Below are 23,421 nucleotides of genomic sequence, written 5' to 3'. Positions count from 1 at the left end.
CTCACTTCCTCGTCGAAGTCGCGTGCCAACCTTACGACCCGGCTCGTTTGGGTAAGTAGTGTGGTATCAGCCCCGTGGGCGGGAGTCCAGCCATGATCACGTATTACGACGACAGATCGGTGCAGGTCACCTCCACCACCGTCCGCGTCGACGGTCGCAGCTACGCGCTGGCCGACATCACCATGATCTGGCACCGCCGTGGCACCCGTTCCTGGCGCGTGCTGGTGGGGCGGGGTGCGATCGGCGCCGCGCTCGCCGGCCCCTTGGTCGCGGCGGTGCTCGGCATCGGCCTGGCCGTCTGGCTGCACCGCTCACCCACCGTGACGATCGCGATCGTCGGCGCATCGGTGCTGGTCGGGTTGGCCGTCGGGCCGGTCGCCGACTTCCTCTTCGAACACCTGGACCGCTCGTACGCCCGGGGCAGCCGGCAACTGGAGATCTGGACCCGTTGGCGCGGCCAGCCGGTGCGTCTGCTGCGCACCGGTGACGCGCTGCGTTTCGGGCAGATCTACCGGGCGGTGCAGCGCGCGGTCGAGCACAGCCAGCCGGCCCACCCCGTCACGCGCCGCTAGCCCGTTCGCAAATATTGGACAGTTTCCGTTAGCGGTTAACGGAAACTGTCCAAGATTGCCGAGGCGAGGGTTGCCTGCCGGTGGTTAGGCTTAGTGATGACCCTCTATTACCGGGACGACGCGGTGCAGGTGACCTCCGAGTCGATCCGGGCGGGCGGTCACGTGATCGCCCTGTCCGACGTGACGTTCGTCTGGCACGCGCGGGGTCAGAAAACCCTGGCCGTACGCGGCCGTGTGCTGGGTCGCGGCGTCCTGGTCCTGCTGCTCTCGCTGCCGCCGCTGGTCGCCGTGGTCTGCGTGCTGTCGCTGGCCTGGTCGGCACAGGATCGGGGCAACTGGCAGTTGGCGCTGATCATCCTCGCCGCCTGCGCGGTGGGGGCGTTGGCGCTGACACCGTTCCTGGAGATCCCGCTCGGTTGGCTGGACCGCTCCTACGAGCGCGGCAGCCACGTGCACGAGCTGTGGGTGCAGCACCACGGCCGGGAGGACCTGCTGGTGCGCACCCCGGACGCGCTACGGTTCGGGCAGATCTACCGGGCCGTGCAGCGCGCCGTCGAACAGCAGGGAGACCACCGGTGACCACCCGCCGCGGCGAGGCCGACTGCGGCGGACGGGCGGTTGTGGCAGGGCCGACGCACACTTGACCCCATGGCGATCCCCCTCCCCACCCCGGCCGCCGTGGTCGGCCTGACCCGCTCCGCTCTCGACCAGGCGCTCGGCTCGGCCGCCTCGATGGCCGCCCTGCCCGCCCGCGCGTTCGCGGTGCTGGACGGGGTGGAGGCGTTGCTGGCCCGGATCAACGACGTGGTCGACCGGATCGAGACGACCCTGGACCGGACCGACCAGGTGGTCGCCAAGGCCGACGCGGTGGCCGACCGGGCCGCCGTCACCGTGCAGACCGCTGCGCAGGCGGCCGCGACGGCGGCCGAGCTGATGACGGCGTACGAGCCGGCGTTGCGGCGGGCCGCGCCGATGACCGAGCGGTTCGTCGAGCAGCTCAGCCACGAGGAGATCACCGCCGCGATCCACCTGATCGACGAGTTGCCCAAGCTCAAGGAGCACCTGACGGCGGACATCCTGCCGATCCTGGCCACCCTCGACCGGGTCGGGCCCGACCTGCACGACCTGCTCGACGTCACCCGGGACCTCAAGCTGGCCGTGGCCGGCATCCCCGGGCTGGGCATGCTGCGCCGACGCGGCGAGAAACTCGACCCGGCCCTCTGAGCCCTCGCCGCCGACGCGACGGATCAGCAGTCGCAGGTGATCCGCGCCGGCCGACCGGCGTGAGACGGGTGCGGTCAGGCCGGCACGTACAGCCGGTCGATCTCGGCGCGTTGCGGTAGCGCCACCGACGCGCCGAGCTTGCGGACGCAGGCAGCGCCGGCCGCCGACGCCCAGCGCACGGCGTCGACCAGGTCACGCCCCTCGCCCCAGCCGACGGCCAGCGCGGCGGTGAAGGCGTCACCGGCGGCGGTGGAGTCGACCACGTCGACAGGTACCGCCGGCACGTGCACCTCGGCGCCGTCCCGGTCGACGTACCAGGCGCCCTCGCCGCCGAGAGTGAGCACGGCCCGGGGCGTCAGGTCGAGCAGCGCGCGGGGTTCCTCCCGGCCTCGACCGGCGAGCGCCTGTGCCTCGCCCTCGTTGACGACCAGCAGGTCCACGGCGGCGAGCAGCTCGGGCGGAAGGTCCCGCGCCGGGGCGGCGTTCAGGATGACCCGGGTGCCGGCGTCGCGGGCGGCCACCGCGGCGGCGGTCACGGTCGGCACAGGGATCTCCAGTTGGGCGACCAGCACGTCCGCCGCGCGCACCGTGGCCACCTCGTCCTCGGTGAGGCCGACGAACGAATCGTTCGCGCCGGGGGTGACCACGATGGCGTTCTCCCCCTGGGCGTTGACCATCACCAGCGCCACCCCGGAGGTGCCGTAGACCACGCGCAGCTGGCTGGTGTCCACCCCGGCCGCGGTGATGCGGGCCTTGAGGGTGACGCCGAAGGCATCCGAGCCGATCGCGCCGAGGAACGTGCAGGATGCGCCGGCCCGTACGGCGGCCACGGCCTGGTTGGCGCCCTTACCGCCGGGCACCATCACGAAGTCGGTGCCGAGCATGGTCTCGCCCAGTCGCGGCAGCGCGGGAGCCATCGCGACCAGGTCCATGTTGGCGCTGCCCACCACGGCCACCCGGGTCTGCGGCACGGTCGTCTCCTGCCCGGTCCGACGCTCAGGCGGCGCGGGCCGTGAAGCGGTCGCCCGACCGCTCGACGACCAGCGGCAGACCGAAGGTCTTGGAGAGGTTGTCACCGGTCAGCGTCTCGGCGAGCAGGCCCTGGGCGACCACCCCGCCCTCACGCAGCAGCAGCGCGTGGGTGAACCCCGGCGGGATCTCCTCCACGTGGTGGGTCACCAGCACCATCGCCGGGGCGTCCGGGTCGTACGCCAGCTCGGCCAGTCGGGCGACCAGGTCTTCCCGACCACCCAGATCGAGCCCGGCGGCGGGCTCGTCGAGCAGCAGCAACTCCGGGTCGGTCATCAGGGCACGGGCGATCTGCACCCGCTTGCGCTCACCCTCGGAGAGGGTGCCGTAGCGGCGTTCGGCGAGGCCACCGACGCCGAGTTGACCCAACAGCGCCCGCGCCCGCGCCTCGTCGCCACGGTCGTAGTTCTCCCGCCAGCGGCCGACCACCGACCAGGCGGCGGTCACCACCACATCGCTGACCCGCTCGTCGGCGGGCAGTCGCTCGGCGATCGCGGCGGTGGTGAGCCCGATCCGGGTACGCAGCTCGTTGACGTCGGTGCGGCCGATCCGCTCGCCGAGCACGTGCGCGACGCCCGTGGTGGGGTGCAGCCGGCCGGCGGCGAGGTTGAGCAGTGTGGTCTTGCCGGCGCCGTTCGAGCCGAGCACGACCCACCGCTCGTCGAGTTCGACGCGCCAGGTCAGGTCCTGCAGGAGGGCGGTGCCAGAGCGGCGTACGCCGACGCCGTCGAGGCTGACCACCAGATCCGGGTCCACGAAAGCGGCGGCAGGCGCGGCACCGGCAGCGCCGGGGATCAGGTCACCAGTCACCGCCCCATCCAACCACGCAGCGACGAGGTGCCCCCCATGGGCGGCACCTCGGCCATAGGGTGAAGCGCCGTGTCGTTGATCACCAAGCCCGAAGGACGGCCCATGCCCCGTCGACGTACGGAGCCGCGCGGATGAGCGCGGTCATCGAGATCGAGGGTCTGCGCAAGACCTTCCACAGCCTGCGTAACGGCCGGCGGGTGGCGGTGGACGGGTTCGACCTGCTGGTCGAGGCGGGTCAGGTCCACGGCTTCCTGGGCCCCAACGGATCCGGCAAGACCACCACCCTGCGGGCCCTGCTCGGGCTGGTACGCGCCGACGGCGGGCGGATGAGGGTGTTGGGTGAACCGTCGCCGGAGTTGCTGCCCCGGGTGGCGGGCCAGGTCGGCGCGATCGTGGAGAGCCCGCAGTTCTTCGGCAACTTCACCGGTCACCGCACGCTGCGGCTGTTGGCCCGCGCCGGTGGGGTGCCGGTCTCGCGGGTGGACGAGGCACTGGATCTGGTGGGCCTGCGCGACCGGGGCGACGAGCGGGTGAAGGGCTATTCGCTGGGCATGAAGCAGCGCCTCGCGGTGGCGTCCGCGCTGCTGAAGGACCCGCGCCTGCTCATCCTGGACGAGCCGGCGAACGGGCTGGACCCGGCGGGCATCCGGGAGATGCGGGACCTGATGCGATCGCTGGCGGCCAACGGGGTGACCGTGCTGGTGTCCAGTCACATCCTGGCCGAGATCCAGCTGATCTGCGACCACGTCACGATCATCTCCCAGGGCCGGCGGGTCGCGGCCGGTCGGGTGGACGAGGTGCTGGCGGGCCACGACCGGCATGAGTTCCTGGTCCGGGTGGCCGAGCCGGAGCGCGCCGTCGAGCTGTTGCACGCGGCCGAGCTGACGGCGGTCGTGGACGGCGAGGCGTTGGTGGTGAGCGGGGTGAGCGACCCGACGGTGGTCAGCCGGGTGCTCGGCGAGCAGGGGTTGTGGGTGGGCGAGCTGACACCGCTCCGCCCTGATCTGGAGAGCGTCTTCCTGGAGTTGACCGGCGGGTACGGGCATCCGTCGGTGCCCCGGCAGGTCGACGACTCGTCGCTGCCGCAGGGCGAAGCTGTGATCGATCTCGACCGGGGAGTGGACGCGTGAACCTGGTGCGTGCTGAGTTGGAGCGGCTGTCCGCGCGTCGCTTCGTGCAGCTCATGGTCGTCCTGTTGGTGTTGGCGTTCGCCGTGACGGCGGCGACCACGCTGGCCGGCTCACACAAGCCGACCTTCAGTGAGTTGAATTCGGCGCGGGCGCAGGCCGCCGAGGCGCGGCGCGACCTGGAGGCCACCCACCAGGAGTGCCTGGCCCGCCAGAACGGCAGCTTGCCGGCCGACACGGACAAGTACTTCCCCAGCGACTGCTCCGCGATCGACCCGATCCGGCAGGACCGGTTGCCGATCGCCGCCGACTATCTGCCGGGTGTGTTCACCTTCGCCGACCAGGCGAAGCCACTGCTGTACTTCCTCATCGCGTTCCTGGTGCTCTTCGGGTTCCTGGTCGGTGCGTCCTACATCGGCGCGGACCTGAACTCGGGTGGCGTGGTGAATCTGTTGCTCTGGCGTCCGCGCCGGTTGACGGTGCTCGCGACCAAGTTGGGCACCCTGCTCGGCGCGGTGCTGATCCTGGCCCTGCTGGCGTCGGCGTTCTACCTCGCCACGTTCTGGATGATCGGGCAGACCGCCGGGTTGCCGGGCCAGCTGGATGGCGACTTCTGGCAGTCACTCGGCGCGGTGCACGGCCGTGGCCTGGTGCTGGTGCTGCTGGCCTCCGCGCTGGGCTTCGCGATCGCCACGCTGGGTCGGCACACGTCGGCGGCGCTGGGAGCGGTGGCGGCGTACGGGGTGGTCTGGGAGTTGGGTGGTCGGCTGGTGTTGGAGATCATCGACGCCCGGCGGCCGGATCGGCTGATGCTCTCCAGCCACATCGGGGCGTGGCTCGGCGGTGGGGCGCGGTTCTTCGACCCCCGGCTCTGTGTCGGTAGCGCGGGGACCGGCTACTGCGAGGGCTTCTACGACCTGACCTGGCCAACGGCACTGGCGGTGCTGGTCCTGCTCACCGGCGGGCTGACCGCCGCGGCGTTCGCCGTGTTCCGCCGCCGCGACCTGATCTGAGGCACGGTCCGTCGGGTCGCCCTACTCGGGGCGGCCCGACGGACGGGGCGGACCGATGCGCGGCAAGAGCTTGCAACCTGCGGACACGCGGTGAAATATTCCTTCACATGACCGCCGCAGCGGGCTCAGCCGACGGTGGAGCCGAACACCTCGTCGCGTACGGCGTCCAGGGCGGTGCGCAGCGCGCCGTGCAGGATCGGCTCCTCGGTCAGCCCGGTCGGCACCACCCGAGGCCGGACCAGCGTGATCGCCGCGACCTCCTGCTGCACCCGGTCGGCGAGCGCGACGCCACCGGCCTGGCCCACCTCACCGGCGAGCACGACCAGCGGTGGGTCCAGCACCACGCAGGTGCTGGCCACCCCGAGCGCGAGCCGACGGGCCAACTCGTCGAGCATCGGGCCGCCGTCGGCGCCGGCCGCGACGGCCGCGCGGACCGCCTCGGCGGCGTCGGCGTCCGGGTAGCCGTGCTCGCGGGCCACCGCGCGCACCGAGTCCGCACCGACCAACTGCTGGAACGCCGGCTTGGCGCGCCGGGAGACGTCGCGCGGGATGGGCGCGCCGGGCACCGGCAGGTAGCCGATCTCGCCGGCCGCGCCACTGCTGCCATGATGCAACCGCCCACCCAGCATGATCGCCAGGCCGACGCCGGCGCCCACCCAGACCAGCACGAAGTCCGACAGCCCCTGGGCGGCGCCGGACTGCGCCTCCGCCACTGCGGCCAGGTTGACGTCGTTCTCGAAGACCACCGGCGTGTGCAGGTCCTCCCGCAGCGCGGCGAGCAGGCCACTGTGCCAGCGCGGCAGGTTGAAGGCGAACGTGATGTCGCCGGTGCCGGGGTCGACCAGACCCGGCGTGCCGAGCACGACCCGTCGTACGCTGCTCAGCTGCGCCTGGGCGCTGCTCGCCGCCTGCACGACGGCGTTGTGCACCACGCCCACCGGGTCGTCGGTGTCCCGGGTCGACTGCTCCACCCGGCCGATGACCGCACCGGTGATGTCGGCGCACGCGGCCACCACCCGGTCCGGCCCGACATCCACGCCGACCACGTGCGCGCTTCCTGGGCGGACGGCGTAGAGCTGGGCGTTCGGTCCCCGCCCGCCGGCCTGCTCGCCGACCCGCGCGACGAGGCCGCGCTCCTCCAACCGCTCGACCAGCTGCGAGGCGGTGACCTTCGACAGCCCGGTCAGCTCACCGAGTCGAGCCCGGGTCAGCGGGCCGCGTTCGAGGAGCAGCTCCAGCGCGGCACGGTCGTTGAGCGCCCGCAACAGGCGGGGGGTGCCGGGCAGCCGGGTCGCACTCATGACACGTCCTCTAGTTTTAGTAAACTTTGCTAACTGTAAACCGACCTGCGAACGGGTAGCCGTAGCGTAACGGCCACCCGACGGTGGGAAGCTCCGCCGACTCGGCAGGGCCAAGACCACCACCGGTACGACGTTTCGTACCCGCGGGGCACCGAAGGGGGAAGATCACGTGGGGTTGGATCCAGGACTGCGCCGGCTCGCGCTGGGCACGCTGCTCGCCGCGTACCCCGGACCGGTCCCGCCGGACTGGGCGGTCGACCTGCTGGCCGACGGGCTGGCCGGGCACACCCTGTTCGGCACCAACGTGCACAACCCCGCCCAGGTGGCGGCGAGCACCGCCGCGCTGCGCGCCGGCCGACCAGACGCGCTGATCGCCATCGACGAGGAGGGTGGCGACGTGACCCGACTGGCGCACGCCACCGGCAGCCCGTACCCCGGAAACGCCGCCCTCGGGGCGATCGGCGACGTGGCCCTGACCCGCCGGGTCTACCAGTCGATCGGCGTCGAACTGGCCGCGCTCGGCATCACCGTCAACCTCGCCCCCACCGTGGACGTCAACACCGCCGACGACAACCCGGTGATCGGCACCCGGTCGTTCGGCGCCGATCCGGTCCGGGTGGCCGCCCACTCGGCCGCCGCCGTAACCGGGTTGCAGGCCGCCGGCGTGGCCGCCTGCGCCAAGCACTTCCCCGGGCACGGCGCCACCGTTACCGACTCCCATCACGAACTGCCCACGGTGGACGCTCCGCTGAGCCTGCTCCGCCAGCGGGACCTGCCGCCGTTCGCGGCGGTCGTCGCCGCCGGCGCACGCGCCGTGATGACCGCCCACATTCGGGTGCCGACGCTCACCGGCGCCGACCCGGCCACCTTCAGCCGAGCCGTCCTGGTCGACCTGCTGCGTGCCGAATACGGCTTCACCGGGACGATCGTCACCGACGCGCTGGAGATGAAGGGTGCCGCGGTGGCCGCCGGCGGCGTCGGCCCGGCCGCGGTCCGGGCCCTGAGCGCCGGCGCCGACCTGCTCTGCATCGGCGCGAAGGTCGACGCCGAGCTGGTCGAGCGGGTGGCCGCCGAGATCGTCGACGCGCTCGCCGACGGCCGGCTCGCGACCGCTCGGGTCGAGGAGGCCGCCGGCCGCGCCGCCGACCTCGCCGCCTGGACCCGGGCCGCCGGCAGGCCGCCGGCCACCGACGACACCGAGCTGGGGTACGCGGCCGCGCGCCGGGCGATCCGGGTGGACGGCCTGCTCACCGGCCTGGATCAGCCACTGGTGGTGCAACTGCACACCGAGTCGACGATCGCCGAGGGGCGGGTGCCGTGGGGCCTCGGTCCACACCTGGACGGGGTGTCCGAGATCCGGGTGATCGCCACCGAGACCGACCCGGCCACCCTGCGCGGGTTGGCCGGCGACCGCCCCATCGTGCTGGTCGGGCGACACCTGCACCGGCTGCCCGGCGGTCCGGAACTGATCGCCGACCTGGCCGCCCAGCATCCGGTGACCGTGGTCGAGATGGGCTGGCCGGCACAGTGGCGTCCGGCGGGCGTCCGGGCGTTCGTCACCACGTACGGCGCGAGCCACGCCAACGGCCGCGCGGCGGCCGAGGCACTCGGCCTGACCCGCTGACCGCACGCTACGTCACTGGACAGGCCGGCTCGCTGACAGGACCAGCCGCAGGTCAAGTCCACTTTTCGACACTCCGAACCGACAGCTCCAACCTTGCCCCGCGCCTGTTCGATACGTAGCGTGATCGACACGTAGCGGCTCGCCCCCCGGCGAGGCCGTTACCTCGGAACCGGGGCCTGGGGGGAGGTTGCGGACCGTGGATCCGGCCCGGGATCCACGGTCCGCGCCCATTGCCCGCTCAGCGCGGATAGACCCCGTACGAGCGCCAGCCCCGGTCCGGGAAACCGGCCGCCTCGGCCACCCGGGCCGAGGCGTGATTGTCCCGCTCGTGCAGGTAGGTGGGGACCGCTCCCTCGTCGAGGACCCGCCGCGCCGCCTGGGCCACCAGTCGACGCGCGAGGCCCCGCCCCTGGGCCGCCGGCACGGTGCCGACGGCCAACTCATGCCCGTACGCGTCGTGCCGTTTGATGCCGGCGCCGGCCAGGTAGGCACCGTCCGGGTCGCGGACCACCAACACCGGCCGGTCGAAGAGTCGCAGCCAGGGCGGCAGCCCGGGAGCCGTCGGCTCGGCCCACTCCCCCACGTCGGGCAGCGGCGCGGGTGCCAGGCTCCACCGGAAGGGGCCGTCGTGCACGCAGAAGTCGGGCCGCCCGACGGCGTCCGGCAGCGCGGCGAGCAGCCGAGCCGGCGTACGTCGAACCAACGCGCGGATCGCCTCCACCCGGTCCGGCACCACGGAGAGCACGGCGCTCTGGCCGGTGTCCACGGCGAGCGCGGGACGCAGCCGGCCGTCCCAGGCCGGTTCGGCCCGCCGCCGCGAGGCGACCACGTGCAACCCCGGCCCGGCCGGCCACTGACCGAGCCAGCTGGCCAGATGCAGGTGCAGGCGCCGGTTGAGCATGCGCACCTCCCCGTCACCCGACAAGTCGTAGATCACCGTACGCCGGACGGCAGGGCCGGGCGCGGGATACGTCAGTGCCAGGGGTGCGGAAACGCGTCGCACAAATCGACCGTCATAGGTATTTCCATATCTGGACACCTTTGTTTGGGACGGTAGGCGCATGCCGATTCAGCCGAACGACCACTACCAGCAGGACCCTGAGCGACTCTGGCGGGCGGCCGAGGCCGTCGGAGGCAATCCGCCGCAGCCGCGCTACCGAAACCCCCGGACGGCCGGCGGCGGAGCCCTGTCCTGGGCCGGGCTGAACAAACTGTCCGCCGGCAACTCCAGTCGGCACCGCCTGAACACCCACTGACGCAGCGCCGGCCAGTCACCGACTGGGTGGCAGCAAAGGCAGCCTCCGACGTTCGCCGCTGGGCGACACACCGGAGGAGGTCCAGCGGCGGCTTTCGCACACCTGTCGGGTAATTTCTTGTGGTCCGTCATCCCGGCCTACGACAGGAGAAGCTCCGCGCATGGGCAAGAAGACGATCCACGTCTCCGACTTCACCGGCACGGTTCTGCAGCAGGACGACGAGGTGGTCCGCGTCGTCGTGCTGGAGCACCCGGACCTGGTCGCCGGGCCCGTGCAGTTGGACGCCACCCCCGGCGAGGTGGAGAACATCGACGATGCCGCGCTGGACGTGGCGGTGGTGGAGATCCACGACCGGCACGGTGGTGGCGAGCCCCGCCGGGTGGTGTTGACCGCCAGCGAGTTCGACGCGATGGCCACCGACGTGCCGATGGCGCAGTTGTTGAAGACGGCCGAGCGGGTCCGCCCGCCCAAGGCCCGCAAGAGCGCCGAGAAGATCGACTACGGCACGCTGGAGCACGCCGGAAAGCCACACCGGGGCCGGGTCACCGAGGAGGAGGCCCGACTGGTGCGCGAGCAGCTCGACGAGGTCAACAAGCGCCTCGCCGACGCGGGCGTACGCCAGATCGACCCGGCCGATCCGGAGCACGCCCTGCGTTACGGCTTCCCTGAGGCGTCCTGACCCCGGGTTTTTACTCCTTACCGACGACGGCGGCGAGAGCGGCGGACAGGTCGGCCTCGACCGCCGCCTTGTCCAGGCCGAGGGTGGTGAGCACGCCGGCGCCGTCCTCCTGCTCCAGCAGGGCGAGCAGGAGGTGCTCGGTGCCGATGTAGTTGTGCCCGAGGCGCAGCGCCTCCCGGAAGGTCAGCTCCAACGCCTTCTTGCCCCGCGCGTCGTACGGGATGAGGTCCGGAACCTGCTCGGCCCGGGGCGGAAGGACGGCACCGACCGCCTCCCGTACCGCCTCGGGGGTGGCGCCCCGGCCAGCCATCACCTTGGCAGCCAGCCCGTCCGGCTCGGCCAGCAGGCCCAGCACCAGGTGCTCGGGGCCGATCTCGGCGTTGCCGCTGGCCCGGGCCTCCTCCTGGGAGGCCATCACCACGTTGCGGGCGCGGGGAGTGAACCGGCCGAAGCCGGCGTTCGGATCGAGCGCCGCGGCGTCGGTCGCCTTCGGCACGAAGCGCTTCTGGGCGGCCTGCTTGGTGACCCCCATGCTGCGGCCGATGTCGGTCCAGGAGGCGCCCGAGCGCCGGGCCTGGTCGACGAAGTGCCCGATCAGGTGATCGGCGACCTCACCAAGGTGGTCGGCGGCGATGACCGCGTCGGTGAGCTGGTCGAGCGCGTCGGTGTGCACCTTCTTGATCGCCTGGATCAGGTCGTCAAGCTTGACGTTGTTGCTCATCTGGAGAGGATCCGTCATGCGTCAACCATAAGTTGACGCATGTGTCCCGTCAACCTTTAGTTGACGACTTCGGTCAGGCGGCGTATCAGCGGGTAGGTGTGACCGACGGACGCGAGACTGGCGAACAACACGCGCATGGCGTCGGACCCTACCTGCCGCACCGTCGGCTCCGGTCCGGTCCGACGGTCTGGATACGGTGGGCTCCGGTCGAGGGCGGTTCACCGGCGGAAAGGGCGGTCATGCGTCTGCACGTGGGGTGCGCGATGTGGAGCCACCGGTCGTGGCCGGGCCACCGGCTGCCGCCCACGGAGCGCCTGCGGCACTACGCCAGTTGGTGCGACGCCGTGGAGGGCAACACGACGTTCTACGCGACCCCGGCACGGGAGACCGTGGCCTCGTGGGCCGCGCAGACCGACCCCGACTTCCGGTTCGTCCTCAAGCTGCCCAAGGTCATCACGCACGAACGTCGACTCAACGACATCGGCGAACCGCTGCGTGCCTTCCTGGACGCCATCGAGCCGCTCGGCCCGCGCGCCCACGCACTCTGGATCCAGCTGCCCGGCTCGTTCGCACCCGCCGACGTCCCGGCCCTGAGCCGTTTCCTGGCGCAACTTCCCCAGTCGCGCCGGTACGCGGTGGAGGTCCGCCATCCCGCCTTCTTCACCGACGCCCGCGCGGCCCACCTGCTCGGTGCGACCCTCGCCGCGGTCTCCGCCGAGTGGATTCCCTTCGACACGACCGCCTTCTTCGCGAGCCCACCGACCAGCGACGCGGAGCGGGACGCCTGGACCAAGAAGCCACGCGTGCCGCTGCGGTCGCTCGCCCTGACCGACCGGCCGATCGTCCGCTACCTCGGTCGCGACGACTCGACGCGCACGGTCGAGGGGTGGCAGCGTTGGATCGACGTGACCGTCACCTGGCTACGCGAGGGGCGCTCGCCCACGATGTTCATCCACACCCCCGACAACGCCGACGCGCCGGCGCTCGCCCGCCGGTTCCACGACGAGGTACGGACCCGCCTACCCGGGCTCGACGCGTTGCCCGAGCCGATCCCGGTCGAGCCGCTGACGCTGTTCTGAGGTGGACGGTCAGCCCTGCTGGTCGAGCAGGTCGTCGAGGTGGGCCGCCGTGCTGATCAGCGAGAGGTGGCTGAACGCCTGCGGGAAGTTGCCGATCTGCTCTCCGGTCGGCGCGATCTCCTCGGAATAGAGGCCGAGCGCTCCGGAACACGTCGCCCTCAGGGTGCACCTCCAGCTCGAACGGATCGCGCCCGTAGTTGAACCGTGGGTTGCAGTGGAACCGGAACCGCATGGTTCCCCGGACCATCCGGACCAGGCGGATCAGCCGGTGCTGGTCGGTGGCGCGCTCACCGGTGACGGGCATGAAGTCCAGCAGCTCCCCCACGCCGTCGGCGCTGTGGAACCGGGTGATCAGGATTGGCGTGCCGGGCAGGTAGAGCTGCTTGCTCGGGTAGTCGACACCGTCGGGCGAGAGCTGGAAGTGGCCGCCGTGGCGGCGGTCCAGCAGCGCGCCGAAGAGGCTCGGCGAGTCGAAGCGCGGCGCGCAGAACCAGTCGACCGTGCCGTCCGTGCTGATCAGCGCCGCGGTCTGCAGTTCACCGACCAGACCGTGGTTCTCGACTGCCGGGTAGCTCTCCACGCTGTCTCCCGCCATTCGTGCTGGCAATGGCGGCGACTACCCGGCAACCGACGAAAGATGCGGCCCGCCGGGTGCCGGCTCCCGGCCCGGGACAGGGCGTACCGTCACCGTCGGCCCCGTCCCGGAGTACGGTCAGGCGCTCAAATCGCGCGGAAACTCAGGTACTGCCCGGCCGGATAGGTCAGGAGCGTGCCCGCACCCGTCGCCTGCCCGGAACAGTCCGCAGTCCGGTAGAAGGTGACGTCCCGGAAGCCGCTCCAGCCGACGTGACTGTCGGCGGTAGCGGGCAGCGGCGTGCAGGCACCGGTCGGTGCTGGGAAGTGCGCGACGACCGTGGTGAAGGTCCCGCTGTAGAAGGTCAGGCCGGATTCCTGAGCCGAGGCGGGCGAGGCCAGGACACCGAGCCCGGCGCTCATGATCGCGGACATGGTCAACACTGCGCCGGCCCGTGCTGCTCTTGCTCGCATGCACATACTCCAATGCGTCGACGGATCTTCCGACCATCGTCGCCGCACTTTATTGACATCGCAAGCATCTAGTTGAGGTTTCACTTGGTTCGCCGCTCCAGTTCGACACGAGCGAATCGACCGATCATTGCGGAAGCAAACCTTCCGCAATCGTCGATAGCGTCAGCACCGACGACATCGACGAGAGGACACCTGATGAGCCTGCGAGGATTTGCCACCCTCAACATCTGGGCGGACGACGTGGCGGCGGCCACGGCGTGGTACGCGGACTTTCTCGGCGTCGAGGCGTACTTTATGCGCCCCGGCCCCGACGGACGCCCGGCCTACACCGAGTTCCGCATCGGGGACTACCAGGCCGAGATGGGCATCATCGACCGCCGGTGGGCTCCGGCCGGCGCGACGACCGGGCCAGGCGGGGTGGTCATGCACTGGTGCGTCGACGACCTCGACGCGACCGTCGAGCGGCTGTTGGCGATGGGCGCCACGGAGTACCAACCAATCACCGCGCACGGGGACGAGGGCTTCATCACCGCGTCGGTGGTCGACCCGTTCGGCAACGTGCTGGGCGTCATGAAGAACCCGCACTACCTCGACGTCCTCGCATCGATGAAGGCGACCTGACCGGGCCGGAGTGGCCCAACCGGCGGGTGGGCGGACGGCTGGGGTCCGGCGCGCGCCTACGCCCGTCTCGTCAGTGGGCGGGATTCGGAGTGTGCGGGAGTTTGCCGAGTTGCCGCCAGTTCGTCTCGGCGACGTCGACGCCGTAGTGCGCGGCGGCGGCGAGGATGTTCTGAAAGGCAAGGTCGCGGTCCTCGTCGGTGACGCCCTGCACCTGATCGAACCGGGCGACGGCGTTGCGGACGTGACTGGCGTCGGTCATCGGTTCCTTGCGTTTGCGGGGGAACGCGAACACGGTCTCGGGCAGCTCGCGCTTGTCCTTCTCCGACAGGCCACCGTGCTTCTCGTGCGGCTTCCAGGTTGATTTCATCCTCCCGCATTACCCGCACGCTGCCCGGCGGCACCTCTCCAGCCAACATTTACTCCGACGACCGCATCGCACGATCCAGAACAGGCGCGGGGGCACCCGCCGTCGACCTCGACGGCGAGTGCCCCCGCAACGGGGTTGGAGATCAGCTCAGCGAACCGCTGCCCCCGGGCTGCACCACACCGTTCACGGTGAGCTGGTACGGCGCGTACTGCCGCACCTGCTCGGTCGGCTCGTCGTACGCCACGATGGCGACGACCTTCGGGAACGCGTCCAGCACGGCCAGCTCAAGCTTGCCGATCGTGACATCGGAGCGACCGTTGGACTCGAACTGCCAGGCGATCGAGTGCTTCTCGTCGATGCCGACGAGCCGCAGGTTCCAGTTGCTGATCTGGGTCGGCCGGATCTCCGTGGGCGAGTCGAACGGTGCCAGGCTGGCGCCGTCGCTGATCAGCTTCCCGCCGACGGTGATGTCGTCGAGCAGCAGGCCGCCCTCGTTGGTGCCACCATCACTGACGTACTCGAAGCCGAGCAGCACGGTCTTGCCGGCGTACGCCGACAGGTCGTAGGAACGCGCCTCGAAGCCGCTCGTCGTGCCGTTGAGCGCCGGACCGCGCGGCCCGTCGACGGTCTTGTCACCGGGGATCGCGGTGTACGTGGCGCCGCCGTCGGTCGACACGGTGACGTAGCCGTAGTCGTAACCCAGCTCCGCGCCGTACTTGGCGAGGAACCGCAGCGTCGGGTCAGCGGTCGGCACGGTGACGGAGGTGACCGCCGCCGAGTCCAGGCTGTTGGCGTTGCCGGAGAAGAGCACCGCGTTGCCCGGCCGGTCCGGGTCCTGGGTGGTGCTCGTCCACGACAGCGGGAGCGCGGGCAGCGTCTTCGCGCCCTGGAACTTCACCGACCGCAGGTCGCGACCGCTGAGCACCTTGCCCTTCGCCGCGCCCAACTGCACGTAGTCGGCGCCGTTCGGCGCGACGCCCGGCGTGCCGTTGGCCGCCGTGCTGGCCAGGTTGACGGTGGAGCGCAGGCTCGGCGTGGTGACCCGGCTCTTGGCGACGCCGAGGGTGATGCCGAGCTTCGACTCGCCGACGAGCTTGTCCAGCAGCGTCATCGACTGGAAGTCGTGGATGACCTGGTAGACGTCGTGGACCCCGACCGTCTCCAGCTCGGCGTCCAGGCTGGCGAGGCCCTGCCGGGCACCGTCACGGTGCAGCCGGGACATGAAGTCGGCACCGTAGCGGTCGTACAGGAACAGCATGAACGAGTACGCGTTGCCGTAGTCGGCCAGGACCGCGTTCGGGTTCGGGCTCTCGTCCCACAGGGTGAGGGAGTTCTCCGGCCCACCGCAGTCGCGCGGGTTGGTATTGTACGGCGTCTGGACCGTGCCGAACCCCTGGTAGCAGAAGAGGTGACCATCGGCGCCGCGGTCGAAGACGGTGGCCTTCGAGTCGCTGTACCCGGTCAACGACATGGCGAAGTCGGAGAGGCCCTCGTTGATCCAGTTCTCCTCGAACGGGTCCGTGTAGTAGTGCGCGAGGTGCTGCCACTCGTGCGCGAACGTGCCCTCGTAGCTGTTCGGCCGTGCGCCACGGCTGGTGCACAGGTCGCTGGTCGGCTCATCCGGCGGGTTCGCCGTCATCCGGTGCAGCCAGTCGAACGCGTCGACCGTCATCACGTTCCGGTCGAACAGCTCGTTGAACTGGGCGGAGAAGAACCCGGCGATGTACGTCGGGGCCGCCGGGAACGTGTAGTAGTTGTCGTCGCGCACGTTGTCGACGAGCGTGACGGTCTTGTCACCGGCGCCGGTGTAGACCCCACCGTTGCCGTTTTCGTCCGCCGGGACCTGGGCGTTGGTGCCGTCCCGGTTCGGCGGGGTGCTGAAGGCGTTGGTCTCCTTCGGGTACATGTTGTTGTCGAACTCGTCGACGAGGTGCTGCACCTGCGCGTCGGTGACCTGCGTCGAGGACGGCACCTGGGCGCGGCAGTCACCGGCCGGGAACGACAGGTCGTTGGCGACCCAGACCTCGATGTGCTCACCGACGGCCCGCAACGTGTAGTCCTTGCGGTAGACCGTCCCCTGGACGTCGTCGAGGCCGAGCCACTGGCGGACCGTGCCGACCGCCGGCGTCTCGGCTGCCGCCTGCTTCCGCGCGCTCGTACGCGGCTGATACCGCGAGGACGTCTCGATCGGCCGACCGTCCAGCGTGAAGTCCTTGCGGGTGAGCTCACGCATGTCACTCGGCAGGGCGGCCTTCGGTGCGGCGGCTTCCGCCGCCGCCGGCGACGCCGCGACCACGACGGTGAGAGCCGGTACGACGAGGACAGCGGCGAGCGCCCCAGCCATGCGGGTGCGTGCCATGGAACCTCCTTCGGGTGATTACCCGGTTCTCGCGGGTTCGGCCGGGATGCCGGCCGCCCACGATGATCATTGATCCGGGGTCAAGGTAGCCCGAGGCAACCTTCGTCCTCGACGCAATGGGGAAGCGATACATGTCACTCAGCCTGAGCATTCCCTTCGTAACATCCAGGTGCTCTACATCTGTGACGAGGAGCGTTGCACCGACCTATGTGGACACCGGGGTCGTACTTTAAGGAAGACGGCCTGGAAGGCAGTTCACGGCCACCTCCTGCACGCCGGTCCAGGACCACTCCGCGTACTGGGTGCCCACCGGCCCGCGGATGATCTCCGGCGATGCCAAGAAGAAGAAGCCGGGGCCAGGCCCGTGTCGGCCTGACCCCGGAGTCTGGTCGGTCAGCTACGCAGCGTCCACTGCTGGTTCGTGCCGCCATTGCAGGACCAGAGGATGACCTTGGTGCCGTTGGCGGTGGCGGCGCCGTTGGCGTCGAGGCAGAGCCCGGACTGGGCGTTGGTGATGGTGCCGTTGGTGTTGACGTTCCACTGCTGGTTGAGCCCGCCGTGGCAGTCCCAGATGATGACCGCGGTGCCGTTGGCCGTGCCGGCCCCGGAGGCGTCCAGGCACTTGTTGCCGTACACGGTCAACTGCTTGCTGGCGGTCTGGGTCCACCGCTGGTTGGTGCCGCTGGAGCAGTCCCAGAGTTGCGTCTGAGTGCCGTTGGTGGTCGAGGAGTTGGGCACCTCGACGCAGCGGCCGGACTGGCCACCCACGAGTTGTCCGGTCCCCGTACCGCTGCCGCCGCCCTGCTGCTGCCGGACGATCGAGGTGGACTCGGCCGACCGGTTACCCTGCGCGTCGACGACGTAGAGCCGGTACTCCCCCTGGGTGCTCGGCACGGCGATGGACGTGGCGGTGCCGGCCGCCCTGGTCATGGTCGCCCCGGTGGTGAAGGTCGTGGTGCCGTACGGGGCCAGCCAGACCGACTTGGTGGCGTCGCCCGTGCTCCGGATCGGGATAGACGCCGTGGCGCTGGTGACGAACGTGCTGGCCGACAGCACATAGTTCGGCGCGGAGAAATTGCTCGCCGGAATGATGTCCCGGTACGCGTCCTCCAGGCCGGAGTTCGCCGCGATGGCATAGGCCGCCGCCGGCCAGACATAGTCGGAGGAGACGAGAATGTCGGCGACCGTGCTGTTCGGCAGGTTCTTGTTCGAGACCTTGTTGATCGGGCCGTAGATCTGCGTGATGCTCAGATCGTGCTTCCGGCCGAAGTCGTCGGAATTGATCATCCAGGTGACGTTCTTGTCGATGCTCAGAACGTTGTCCCGGAACGTGATGTACGCCGATCCCTCGTCCGGGTGCAGTCCGTACTTGTGGCCCGACGGCACGCCTTGGAGGTAATTGTTGGTGATGGTGGTCCCGGGCTGGCTGCCCAATGTGTAGATCGGGGCCGTGTCGCTGAGCCGCTGCACGGTGTCGATGATGTGGTTGTAGCTGATGGTGTTGTTCCGCGCCGTCGTGGTGGGCCGGTTGGGCACGATCGAGCCCGATGAGCCGTCGAAGTTCCACCAGCCCCAGCCGAGGGTGATGCCGGACCAGGGGGCCTTCTCGATCCGGTTGCGCTGGATCGTGAGGGTGTCCGCGAAATACGCCGAGATGGGGCTGTGCCCGTTGAACAGGACGGCGCTGTCGTAGAGATAGTTGTTCTTGATGTCGATGTTCTTCGGCAGTCCCTCGACCTGCGCGGAGTACTTCTCCCGGTTGGTCGACGTGCCGTCCCCGATGTAGACGTGCTGGGGATGGCCGACGGTGATGGCCGACCCGGCGATGTCGTTGGTGGCGTTCCCGATCAACTGGGTGCCCTGCACGTCGTTGACCATGTTGATTCCGTCAGCGCCGGTGTGCTCGATCCGGTTGCGTTGCAGCAGGAGGCCGTCGGCGTTCTGGATCTGGATGATGCCCGGGGTGACGTCCACGTTGCGGTAGTAGTAGACGTGGAAGTTGCCCTTCGCGTACACCTGCGCTCCGAGATTGCCCTGCTGCGCCTGCTTGAAGGACGAACCGGCGACGTTGAACAGGTTCCAGTCCGAGTGCCGCACCGTCAGACCGGAGAACGTGATGTTGCGGGCGTGGCTGGTCGTCGAGGTGCCGGCCACCCGCAGCACCGTGGTGACGTTGTTCGGCGCGTAGACCGTCGCGGTCGACATGTTCTCGGCGCTGGCCTTGTAGTAGTAGACCGTCTTGGTGCCCTTGTCGAAATAGAACTCACCGGGCGCGTCCAGGAACTCGTACGCGTTCATGAGTTTGTGGGTGCCGCCGACCTGGGCATTGCCGTTGAACGCGCCCTGCGCGATGGCCGCGCCCGGCTGCTGGAAGAGGGCGACCCGGTTCGCGCCGTCGGAACTCGTGGTCACCTGGCGGACGCCCACGATGGCAGTGGTCCAGGTCGTACCCGTCTCGATCTCGATGTCGTCCTGGTTACGCGGGACGGCGGGGAAGTCGTTCAGGCTGTACTTGGCGCCGTCGCACTGCGACCCCGACTCCCAGGCCCACGCGGCCTGGTTGGCCGTGATGTTGTACGTCCCGTAGCAGCCCGCCGAGCTGATCGTCTTCGACGCCATGTACGCGCGCTTGTCGTTGACGTAGAGCGCCCGCAGCTTGTTGGCCCGGTCGAGCGGAGCCTTCCAGATGTTGCCGCTGTGCTGGGTCCACCCGGTCACCTGGACGCCACCGTCGAGGACGGGCTTCTCGTTGGAGTAGGCGGCATAGGAGACGCGGAATCCGTTGGTGCCGGAGTCGCCCGCCCCGAATTCGACGGTGCTGGTCACCGGATAGGTGCCACCACGGAGATATACGTTGATGTCACCGGTCATGCTCGCGTTTATCGTGCGAACGACGTCCCGTGCGCGCTGCAGAGTCCGGAACGGCGATTGCAGCGTTCCCGGATTGGCGTCGTTTCCGTCGGGGGCGACGTAGTAGCTCGCCTGGACCGCTGCCGACGCCGGCAACTGATGTGTCAGCACTGCCGGCAACATGGCGGCGACAAGCGCCGCCACCGCCAACAGTGACATTCGAGCGGTGGATACGGCTGACTTCACTTCTGTTCCTCTCACTGGTCGTCGACGTGGTGCCCAACGTGCGTATCGAGCGACGAGTACGGAACAGCGACGCCACTAAGGGCCGGCGGGACTTCCGTCGCCCCGACCGCACTCTTTGTTAACCGCCCCGAAATTCTTACTGGGAGCGTAGGTCACACGTCTGACCAATGCAACCGTCAATTGGAGGGCGTCTATACAGAAATGGTCCCGGATCGGGCAGATCGCCCACACTGGCCGCGCGCCCCAGCTCGCGTCGTCCGACGAATCCGCAGCGACGACGCAGCGACCGCCCCGGGGCCGGGTCGACGATCGACCCGGCCCCGGGCTCCGGTCAACCGATGGAGAATTCCGCCAGCCGCAGCGGGGAGTCGAACACCAGGTACACGTCCTGGGTGCCGACGGCCCGGGCCAACTCGGTGCTGGTGCTGACGTATCGGTAGTCGTCGCCGGTGCTGGGCACGGTGGCCGTGCCGAGCAGCCGGCCGGTGGGCGACCCCAACCGGATCTGGATGCTGCCGGCTTCCGCGCCGGCCTTGGCGACCTTCGCGCTGAAGGTGTGCGCGCCGGCACGCAGCGCGGATCCGTCGAAGGAGATCCACTGACCGGCCGCGGTGGCACCGACCGCCGTACCGCTGGGCTTCGTCTCGTCGACGAGCCGGACGCCCGCGTACCGGTCGAAGTTCTCCGCCCTGGTGGGCCGGGACAGGTCGCGGGCCGGGATCGTCTCACCGCGGACCCGGACCGCGCCGCGGGCCCGGATGTCCTCGGCGGACGCCCCGACCATCAGGTCGTAGACGGACGACTCGACGACCCACCGGCTGCGGGTGACGTCCCAGTGCGCCAGGTCGGCGGCGGGCAGGCGCAGGGTCACCATCCGGGTCTGCCCGGGTGCGAGCTTCACCTGCTGGAACGCCTTGAGCTGGCGGATCGGGGTGGTGTCGCGCGAGGTGCGCTGGTGGGTGTAGAGCTGCACCACCTCGGTCCCGGCCCGGCTGCCGACGTTGGTCACCTCGACGCTGGCCGCGATCGTGCCGTCGGCCGCGACCGACTGGGCACCGGCACGTAGCTGGCCGTACCGGAAACGGGTGTACGACAGACCGTGGCCGAACGGGTAGAGCGGCTTCGCGGCGCTGTACAGGTACGTCTGCTTGGACGAGATGATGTCGTACTCCAGCAGGTCCGGCGGCAGTTGCGAGTCCGAGCGGTACCAGGTCTGGGTGAGCCGACCGGACGGGTTGCGGTCACCGAACAGCACGTCCGCGACGGCGTGGCCGGTCTCGGCGCCCGCGTGGGTGGTCCAGACGATCGCCGGCACGTGCTCCTGCTCCCATCTCATGGTGACCGGGTAGCTGGTCTGGAGCACGAGCACGGTGCGCGGGTTGGCCCTGGTCACGGCCTTGACCAGGGCCTGCTGGCCGACGCTCAACGCGGTGGAGCTGCGGTCGTGCGCCTCCCGGCCGTTGATGAACGGGTTGCTGCCGACCACCAGCACGGCGGTGTCGGCCGCCCTGGCCGCCGCCACGGCCCGGTCGATTCCGCTGCTGAGCACCTCGCGACTGAAGTGGGTCGCGTCAGCCGCCGTGGCGGCGCCGAGCTTGAGGGCGCCGTCGTCGCCGACCGTCACGTACCTGTCCGGGCCGAACCAGCTCTCCTTGGTCTCGTAGCCGACGTAGCGCAGCGCCACCGTGCCGTCGGCCTGTGGCTCCAGCTTGAACTGCTGCTGGACGTACCAGCCGTTCGGCTGCTCGTCCCGGGTGAGGAACGGCCCCCAGTTGTAGCCGAGGTAGCGACCGTTGGCGGCATTGCGCAGCGTCACCACATCCTGCCCCCAGTCGACCACGTCGAACTGGGCGGCGAGCGAGGCGGTGGCACCGGTCGCGGTGACCGGGTTGGCATCGGTGGTGCCGGTGGCCGTGACGTATCGGCCGGTCGCGGCGTCCTTCAGGGCGATCCGGTCCGCCCCGTCGAGCCCGCTCACAGTGGCCGAGTTGCCCAGCCGTTCACGGATGCCGTCCAGCGCCGTCACCTGGTACGGCAGGTCGCCGCCGTACCAGTCGGAGTAGAGCGTGTCGGCCAGCGGGCCGAGCACGGCCACCTTGCGGGTCCGGGACGGGTCCAGTGGCAGGGCCTGCCGCTCGTTCTTCAGCAGCACCATCGCCTCGCCGGCGGCCTGCCGGGCGAGTCGCTGGTGTTCCAGGCTGTTGATGACGTCCGGGGTGATGCCGCCGTACCGGCCGCCGCCCGGGTCGAACTCACCCAGCCGGAACCGCACGTTCAGGATCTCCCGGATCCGGGCGTCGATGTCCGCCTCGGTGAGCAGGCCGGCGGCCAGCGCCTGCTTGATGGCGGTGACGGTCGGCTGGGCGTTGGTGTCGTCGGTGATGAAGCTGTTGAGACCGGCCTTGATGATCGCGGCGTTCGCCTCCGGCTGGGTGGCGTAGTACCCCTGGGAGGCGACGAGGTTGTTCGGCGCCCACGCGTCGGTGACGTTCATCAGCGGCTGGTCGGTCCAGCCGCGGACCACCGTGGCCAGGTCCGGGTCCACCGTGGCCGGACGGCCGTTGACCAGGTTGTACGCGGCCATCACTCCGGTCGCCGCGTCGGCGGTGATGGCCGGCTTGAACGCGGCGCGGTCGTACTCGTTGAGCACCCGAGGCGGCACGTTCGAGGAGGTCACGTCGCGCCGGACCTCGTTGTTGTAGGCCAGGTAGTGCTTCAGGGTCGGCGCGCTCTTCAGGTGGTCCGGGTCACCGCCGGTCATCCCCGAGCCGTACGCGGTGGAGATGGCGGCGGTGAGCAGTGGGTCCTCCGAGTAGCCCTCCTCGTTGCGGCCCCAGCGGGGGTCGCGCAGCAGGTTGACCACCGGTGCCCAGAGGTTGAGCCCCCAGACCCGGGGGTCCTGCGCGTGGTAGCCGCGTGCCTCGTCGCCGACGGCGGACCCCACCTGCCGGATCAGGTCGGGGTTCCAGGTGCTCGCCATGCCCACCGGTTGCGGGAAGACGGTGCCGCGAGCCTTGACCACCGCGCCGTTGTTGTCGATGTCGGTGGACCAGGCCACCCCGTGCAGCGCCTCGGTGCCGGTCTTGAACAGGCCGATGCCCAGCCGGGGAACGGCCGGCTGGTACTGGTGCAACCAGGAGACCTTCTCGTCCAGGGTGAGCCGCCCGAGCAGGTCGTCGACCCGGGCGTCCACGGGCAGGTGTGGATCTCGGAACGGGTAGCTGGGTTCGGCGAGCGCGGTGCCGGGAACGGCCGGTAGGGCCAGCAGGGCGAGCGCGAGCGCGGTGATTCCGCGCCGAAGGCGCCAGTTCCGCATGCGGTTCTCCTCATGTCGTACGACAGCCGCCCAGCGGGCGCCGAGACCGGCGTGACCAGGCTCGACACCCGGCTGACGGGCCTGAACGACGGATCGTCGAAGCGCTTCGACGACCCGGCCGCATCACCACGGCCATGATTGTTGTGATCCGCGCAACTATAGATCCATGCCAATGGGTCG

The 23,421-nt window shown here is 70.1% G+C and carries 21 protein-coding genes and 1 pseudogene; 10 read left to right on the top strand and 12 right to left on the bottom strand.

Annotated features, from left to right (window positions below; all coding sequences use genetic code 11):
• Positions 1–92: 92 nt before the first annotated feature.
• From ACIBF8_RS06250 to ACIBF8_RS06240, 3 genes are all read left to right on the top strand, one after another.
• Positions 93–572 (top strand): DUF6232 family protein, encoded by a 480-nt coding sequence (locus tag ACIBF8_RS06250; protein ID WP_396781300.1) that lies wholly within the window; start codon positions 93–95, stop codon positions 570–572.
• A gap of 96 nt (positions 573–668) precedes the next feature.
• Entirely contained in the window at positions 669–1,151 is a 483-nt protein-coding gene (locus ACIBF8_RS06245; RefSeq protein ID WP_282306720.1) for a DUF6232 family protein, read from the top strand.
• Between the two features lie 69 nt (positions 1,152–1,220).
• Complete coding sequence (locus ACIBF8_RS06240) at positions 1,221–1,796, top strand: hypothetical protein (protein ID WP_396781299.1); 576 nt, start codon at positions 1,221–1,223, stop codon at positions 1,794–1,796.
• Between the two features lie 74 nt (positions 1,797–1,870).
• On the opposite strand, the gene ACIBF8_RS06235 is transcribed toward ACIBF8_RS06240, so the two are convergent.
• Both ACIBF8_RS06235 and ACIBF8_RS06230 read right to left on the bottom strand, forming a co-directional pair.
• Complete coding sequence (locus ACIBF8_RS06235) at positions 1,871–2,767, bottom strand: ribokinase (RefSeq protein WP_396781298.1); 897 nt, start codon at positions 2,765–2,767, stop codon at positions 1,871–1,873.
• Positions 2,768–2,792: 25 nt separating this feature from the next.
• A complete protein-coding gene (locus ACIBF8_RS06230) occupies positions 2,793–3,635 on the bottom strand; it encodes an ABC transporter ATP-binding protein (RefSeq protein WP_396781297.1) in 843 nt (280 codons plus the stop codon).
• A 131-nt stretch (positions 3,636–3,766) separates the two neighbouring features.
• Here ACIBF8_RS06230 and ACIBF8_RS06225 point away from each other — a divergent pair, with 131 nt between their 5' ends.
• Both ACIBF8_RS06225 and ACIBF8_RS06220 read left to right on the top strand, forming a co-directional pair.
• On the top strand, positions 3,767–4,765 hold the full coding sequence (locus ACIBF8_RS06225) for an ABC transporter ATP-binding protein (protein WP_396781296.1): 999 nt from the start codon (positions 3,767–3,769) through the stop codon (positions 4,763–4,765).
• Complete coding sequence (locus ACIBF8_RS06220) at positions 4,762–5,775, top strand: ABC transporter permease subunit (protein ID WP_396781295.1); 1,014 nt, start codon at positions 4,762–4,764, stop codon at positions 5,773–5,775. The genes ACIBF8_RS06225 and ACIBF8_RS06220 overlap by 4 nt, the downstream gene beginning before the upstream one ends.
• A 125-nt stretch (positions 5,776–5,900) precedes the next feature.
• Here the strand turns inward: ACIBF8_RS06220 and ACIBF8_RS06215 are convergent, their stop codons facing one another.
• Positions 5,901–7,076, bottom strand: a complete 1,176-nt coding sequence (locus ACIBF8_RS06215; RefSeq protein WP_396781294.1) for an ROK family protein — start codon at positions 7,074–7,076, stop codon at positions 5,901–5,903.
• 169 nt (positions 7,077–7,245) lie between these two features.
• Here ACIBF8_RS06215 and ACIBF8_RS06210 point away from each other — a divergent pair, with 169 nt between their 5' ends.
• Positions 7,246–8,700 (top strand): glycoside hydrolase family 3 protein, encoded by a 1,455-nt coding sequence (locus ACIBF8_RS06210; protein ID WP_396781293.1) that lies wholly within the window; start codon positions 7,246–7,248, stop codon positions 8,698–8,700.
• Positions 8,701–8,938: 238 nt separating this feature from the next.
• On the opposite strand, the gene ACIBF8_RS06205 is transcribed toward ACIBF8_RS06210, so the two are convergent.
• On the bottom strand, positions 8,939–9,601 hold the full coding sequence (locus tag ACIBF8_RS06205) for a GNAT family N-acetyltransferase (protein WP_396781292.1): 663 nt from the start codon (positions 9,599–9,601) through the stop codon (positions 8,939–8,941).
• Positions 9,602–9,761: 160 nt separating this feature from the next.
• On the opposite strand from ACIBF8_RS06205, the gene ACIBF8_RS06200 reads away from it, so the two are divergent.
• Together ACIBF8_RS06200 and ACIBF8_RS06195 are read left to right on the top strand one after the other, a co-directional pair.
• Positions 9,762–9,956, top strand: a complete 195-nt coding sequence (locus ACIBF8_RS06200) for a DNA repair protein (protein ID WP_396781291.1) — start codon at positions 9,762–9,764, stop codon at positions 9,954–9,956.
• A 160-nt stretch (positions 9,957–10,116) separates the two neighbouring features.
• Entirely contained in the window at positions 10,117–10,635 is a 519-nt protein-coding gene (locus ACIBF8_RS06195; protein ID WP_124771885.1) for a hypothetical protein, read from the top strand.
• A 10-nt stretch (positions 10,636–10,645) separates the two neighbouring features.
• Here the strand turns inward: ACIBF8_RS06195 and ACIBF8_RS06190 are convergent, their stop codons facing one another.
• Positions 10,646–11,374 (bottom strand): Clp protease N-terminal domain-containing protein, encoded by a 729-nt coding sequence (locus ACIBF8_RS06190; protein ID WP_396781290.1) that lies wholly within the window; start codon positions 11,372–11,374, stop codon positions 10,646–10,648.
• Between the two features lie 245 nt (positions 11,375–11,619).
• On the opposite strand from ACIBF8_RS06190, the gene ACIBF8_RS06185 reads away from it, so the two are divergent.
• On the top strand, positions 11,620–12,435 hold the full coding sequence (locus ACIBF8_RS06185) for a DUF72 domain-containing protein (RefSeq protein WP_396781751.1): 816 nt from the start codon (positions 11,620–11,622) through the stop codon (positions 12,433–12,435).
• 9 nt (positions 12,436–12,444) lie between these two features.
• Here the strand turns inward: ACIBF8_RS06185 and ACIBF8_RS06180 are convergent, their stop codons facing one another.
• The 3 genes and pseudogenes from ACIBF8_RS06180 to ACIBF8_RS06170 all read right to left on the bottom strand — a co-directional run bounded on the left by ACIBF8_RS06180 (position 12,445) and on the right by ACIBF8_RS06170 (position 13,482).
• Positions 12,445–12,531 (bottom strand): hypothetical protein, encoded by an 87-nt coding sequence (locus tag ACIBF8_RS06180; protein ID WP_396781750.1) that lies wholly within the window; start codon positions 12,529–12,531, stop codon positions 12,445–12,447.
• 43 nt (positions 12,532–12,574) lie between these two features.
• Positions 12,575–13,015 (bottom strand): annotated as a pseudogene (locus tag ACIBF8_RS06175) (trehalase-like domain-containing protein); the annotation flags it as partial.
• Between the two features lie 140 nt (positions 13,016–13,155).
• On the bottom strand, positions 13,156–13,482 hold the full coding sequence (locus tag ACIBF8_RS06170; RefSeq protein ID WP_396781289.1) for a hypothetical protein: 327 nt from the start codon (positions 13,480–13,482) through the stop codon (positions 13,156–13,158).
• A gap of 195 nt (positions 13,483–13,677) precedes the next feature.
• Between ACIBF8_RS06170 and ACIBF8_RS06165 the strand changes: the two genes are divergently transcribed.
• Positions 13,678–14,103 carry a VOC family protein gene (locus tag ACIBF8_RS06165; protein WP_396781287.1) on the top strand — a complete coding sequence of 142 codons (426 nt, stop codon included), beginning with the start codon at positions 13,678–13,680 and terminating at the stop codon, positions 14,101–14,103.
• Between the two features lie 70 nt (positions 14,104–14,173).
• Here the strand turns inward: ACIBF8_RS06165 and ACIBF8_RS06160 are convergent, their stop codons facing one another.
• From ACIBF8_RS06160 to ACIBF8_RS06145, 4 genes are all read right to left on the bottom strand, one after another.
• Positions 14,174–14,470: a DUF6582 domain-containing protein gene (locus ACIBF8_RS06160; protein WP_396781286.1), complete on the bottom strand. Its 297-nt coding sequence runs from the start codon at positions 14,468–14,470 to the stop codon at positions 14,174–14,176.
• A gap of 142 nt (positions 14,471–14,612) precedes the next feature.
• The gene (locus ACIBF8_RS06155; protein ID WP_396781284.1) at positions 14,613–16,829 is read right to left on the bottom strand and encodes a peptidase M6 immune inhibitor A; all 2,217 of its coding nucleotides are present in this window, start codon (positions 16,827–16,829) and stop codon (positions 14,613–14,615) included.
• A gap of 393 nt (positions 16,830–17,222) precedes the next feature.
• Complete coding sequence (locus ACIBF8_RS06150; protein WP_396781283.1) at positions 17,223–19,898, bottom strand: RICIN domain-containing protein; 2,676 nt, start codon at positions 19,896–19,898, stop codon at positions 17,223–17,225.
• 358 nt (positions 19,899–20,256) lie between these two features.
• Positions 20,257–23,241, bottom strand: a complete 2,985-nt coding sequence (locus ACIBF8_RS06145) for a glycoside hydrolase family 3 C-terminal domain-containing protein (RefSeq protein WP_396781281.1) — start codon at positions 23,239–23,241, stop codon at positions 20,257–20,259.
• Between the last annotated feature and the right edge of the window lie 180 nt (positions 23,242–23,421).

It is taken from the genome of Micromonospora sp. NPDC050276 (genome assembly GCF_044459545.1).
In the GTDB taxonomy this organism is placed as follows: Bacteria; Actinomycetota; Actinomycetes; order Mycobacteriales; family Micromonosporaceae; genus Micromonospora.
This window is presented reverse-complemented; position numbering and strand designations above follow the sequence as displayed.

Bases quoted from the DNA above. Each gene is read 5' to 3' on its own strand.
- ACIBF8_RS06250 (WP_396781300.1), top strand. From the start codon at position 93: ATGATCACGTATTACGACGACAGATCGGTGCAGGTCACCTCCACCACC.
- ACIBF8_RS06245 (WP_282306720.1), top strand. From the start codon at position 669: ATGACCCTCTATTACCGGGACGACGCGGTGCAGGTGACCTCCGAGTCG.
- ACIBF8_RS06240 (WP_396781299.1), top strand. From the start codon at position 1,221: ATGGCGATCCCCCTCCCCACCCCGGCCGCCGTGGTCGGCCTGACCCGC.
- ACIBF8_RS06225 (WP_396781296.1), top strand. From the start codon at position 3,767: ATGAGCGCGGTCATCGAGATCGAGGGTCTGCGCAAGACCTTCCACAGC.
- ACIBF8_RS06215 (WP_396781294.1), bottom strand. From the start codon at position 7,076: ATGAGTGCGACCCGGCTGCCCGGCACCCCCCGCCTGTTGCGGGCGCTC.
- ACIBF8_RS06205 (WP_396781292.1), bottom strand. From the start codon at position 9,601: ATGCTCAACCGGCGCCTGCACCTGCATCTGGCCAGCTGGCTCGGTCAG.
- ACIBF8_RS06200 (WP_396781291.1), top strand. From the start codon at position 9,762: ATGCCGATTCAGCCGAACGACCACTACCAGCAGGACCCTGAGCGACTC.
- ACIBF8_RS06195 (WP_124771885.1), top strand. From the start codon at position 10,117: ATGGGCAAGAAGACGATCCACGTCTCCGACTTCACCGGCACGGTTCTG.
- ACIBF8_RS06190 (WP_396781290.1), bottom strand. From the start codon at position 11,374: ATGACGGATCCTCTCCAGATGAGCAACAACGTCAAGCTTGACGACCTG.
- ACIBF8_RS06185 (WP_396781751.1), top strand. From the start codon at position 11,620: ATGTGGAGCCACCGGTCGTGGCCGGGCCACCGGCTGCCGCCCACGGAG.
- ACIBF8_RS06170 (WP_396781289.1), bottom strand. From the start codon at position 13,482: ATGCGAGCAAGAGCAGCACGGGCCGGCGCAGTGTTGACCATGTCCGCG.
- ACIBF8_RS06165 (WP_396781287.1), top strand. From the start codon at position 13,678: ATGAGCCTGCGAGGATTTGCCACCCTCAACATCTGGGCGGACGACGTG.
- ACIBF8_RS06160 (WP_396781286.1), bottom strand. From the start codon at position 14,470: ATGAAATCAACCTGGAAGCCGCACGAGAAGCACGGTGGCCTGTCGGAG.
- ACIBF8_RS06155 (WP_396781284.1), bottom strand. From the start codon at position 16,829: ATGGCACGCACCCGCATGGCTGGGGCGCTCGCCGCTGTCCTCGTCGTA.
- ACIBF8_RS06150 (WP_396781283.1), bottom strand. From the start codon at position 19,898: ATGTCACTGTTGGCGGTGGCGGCGCTTGTCGCCGCCATGTTGCCGGCA.
- ACIBF8_RS06145 (WP_396781281.1), bottom strand. From the start codon at position 23,241: ATGCGGAACTGGCGCCTTCGGCGCGGAATCACCGCGCTCGCGCTCGCC.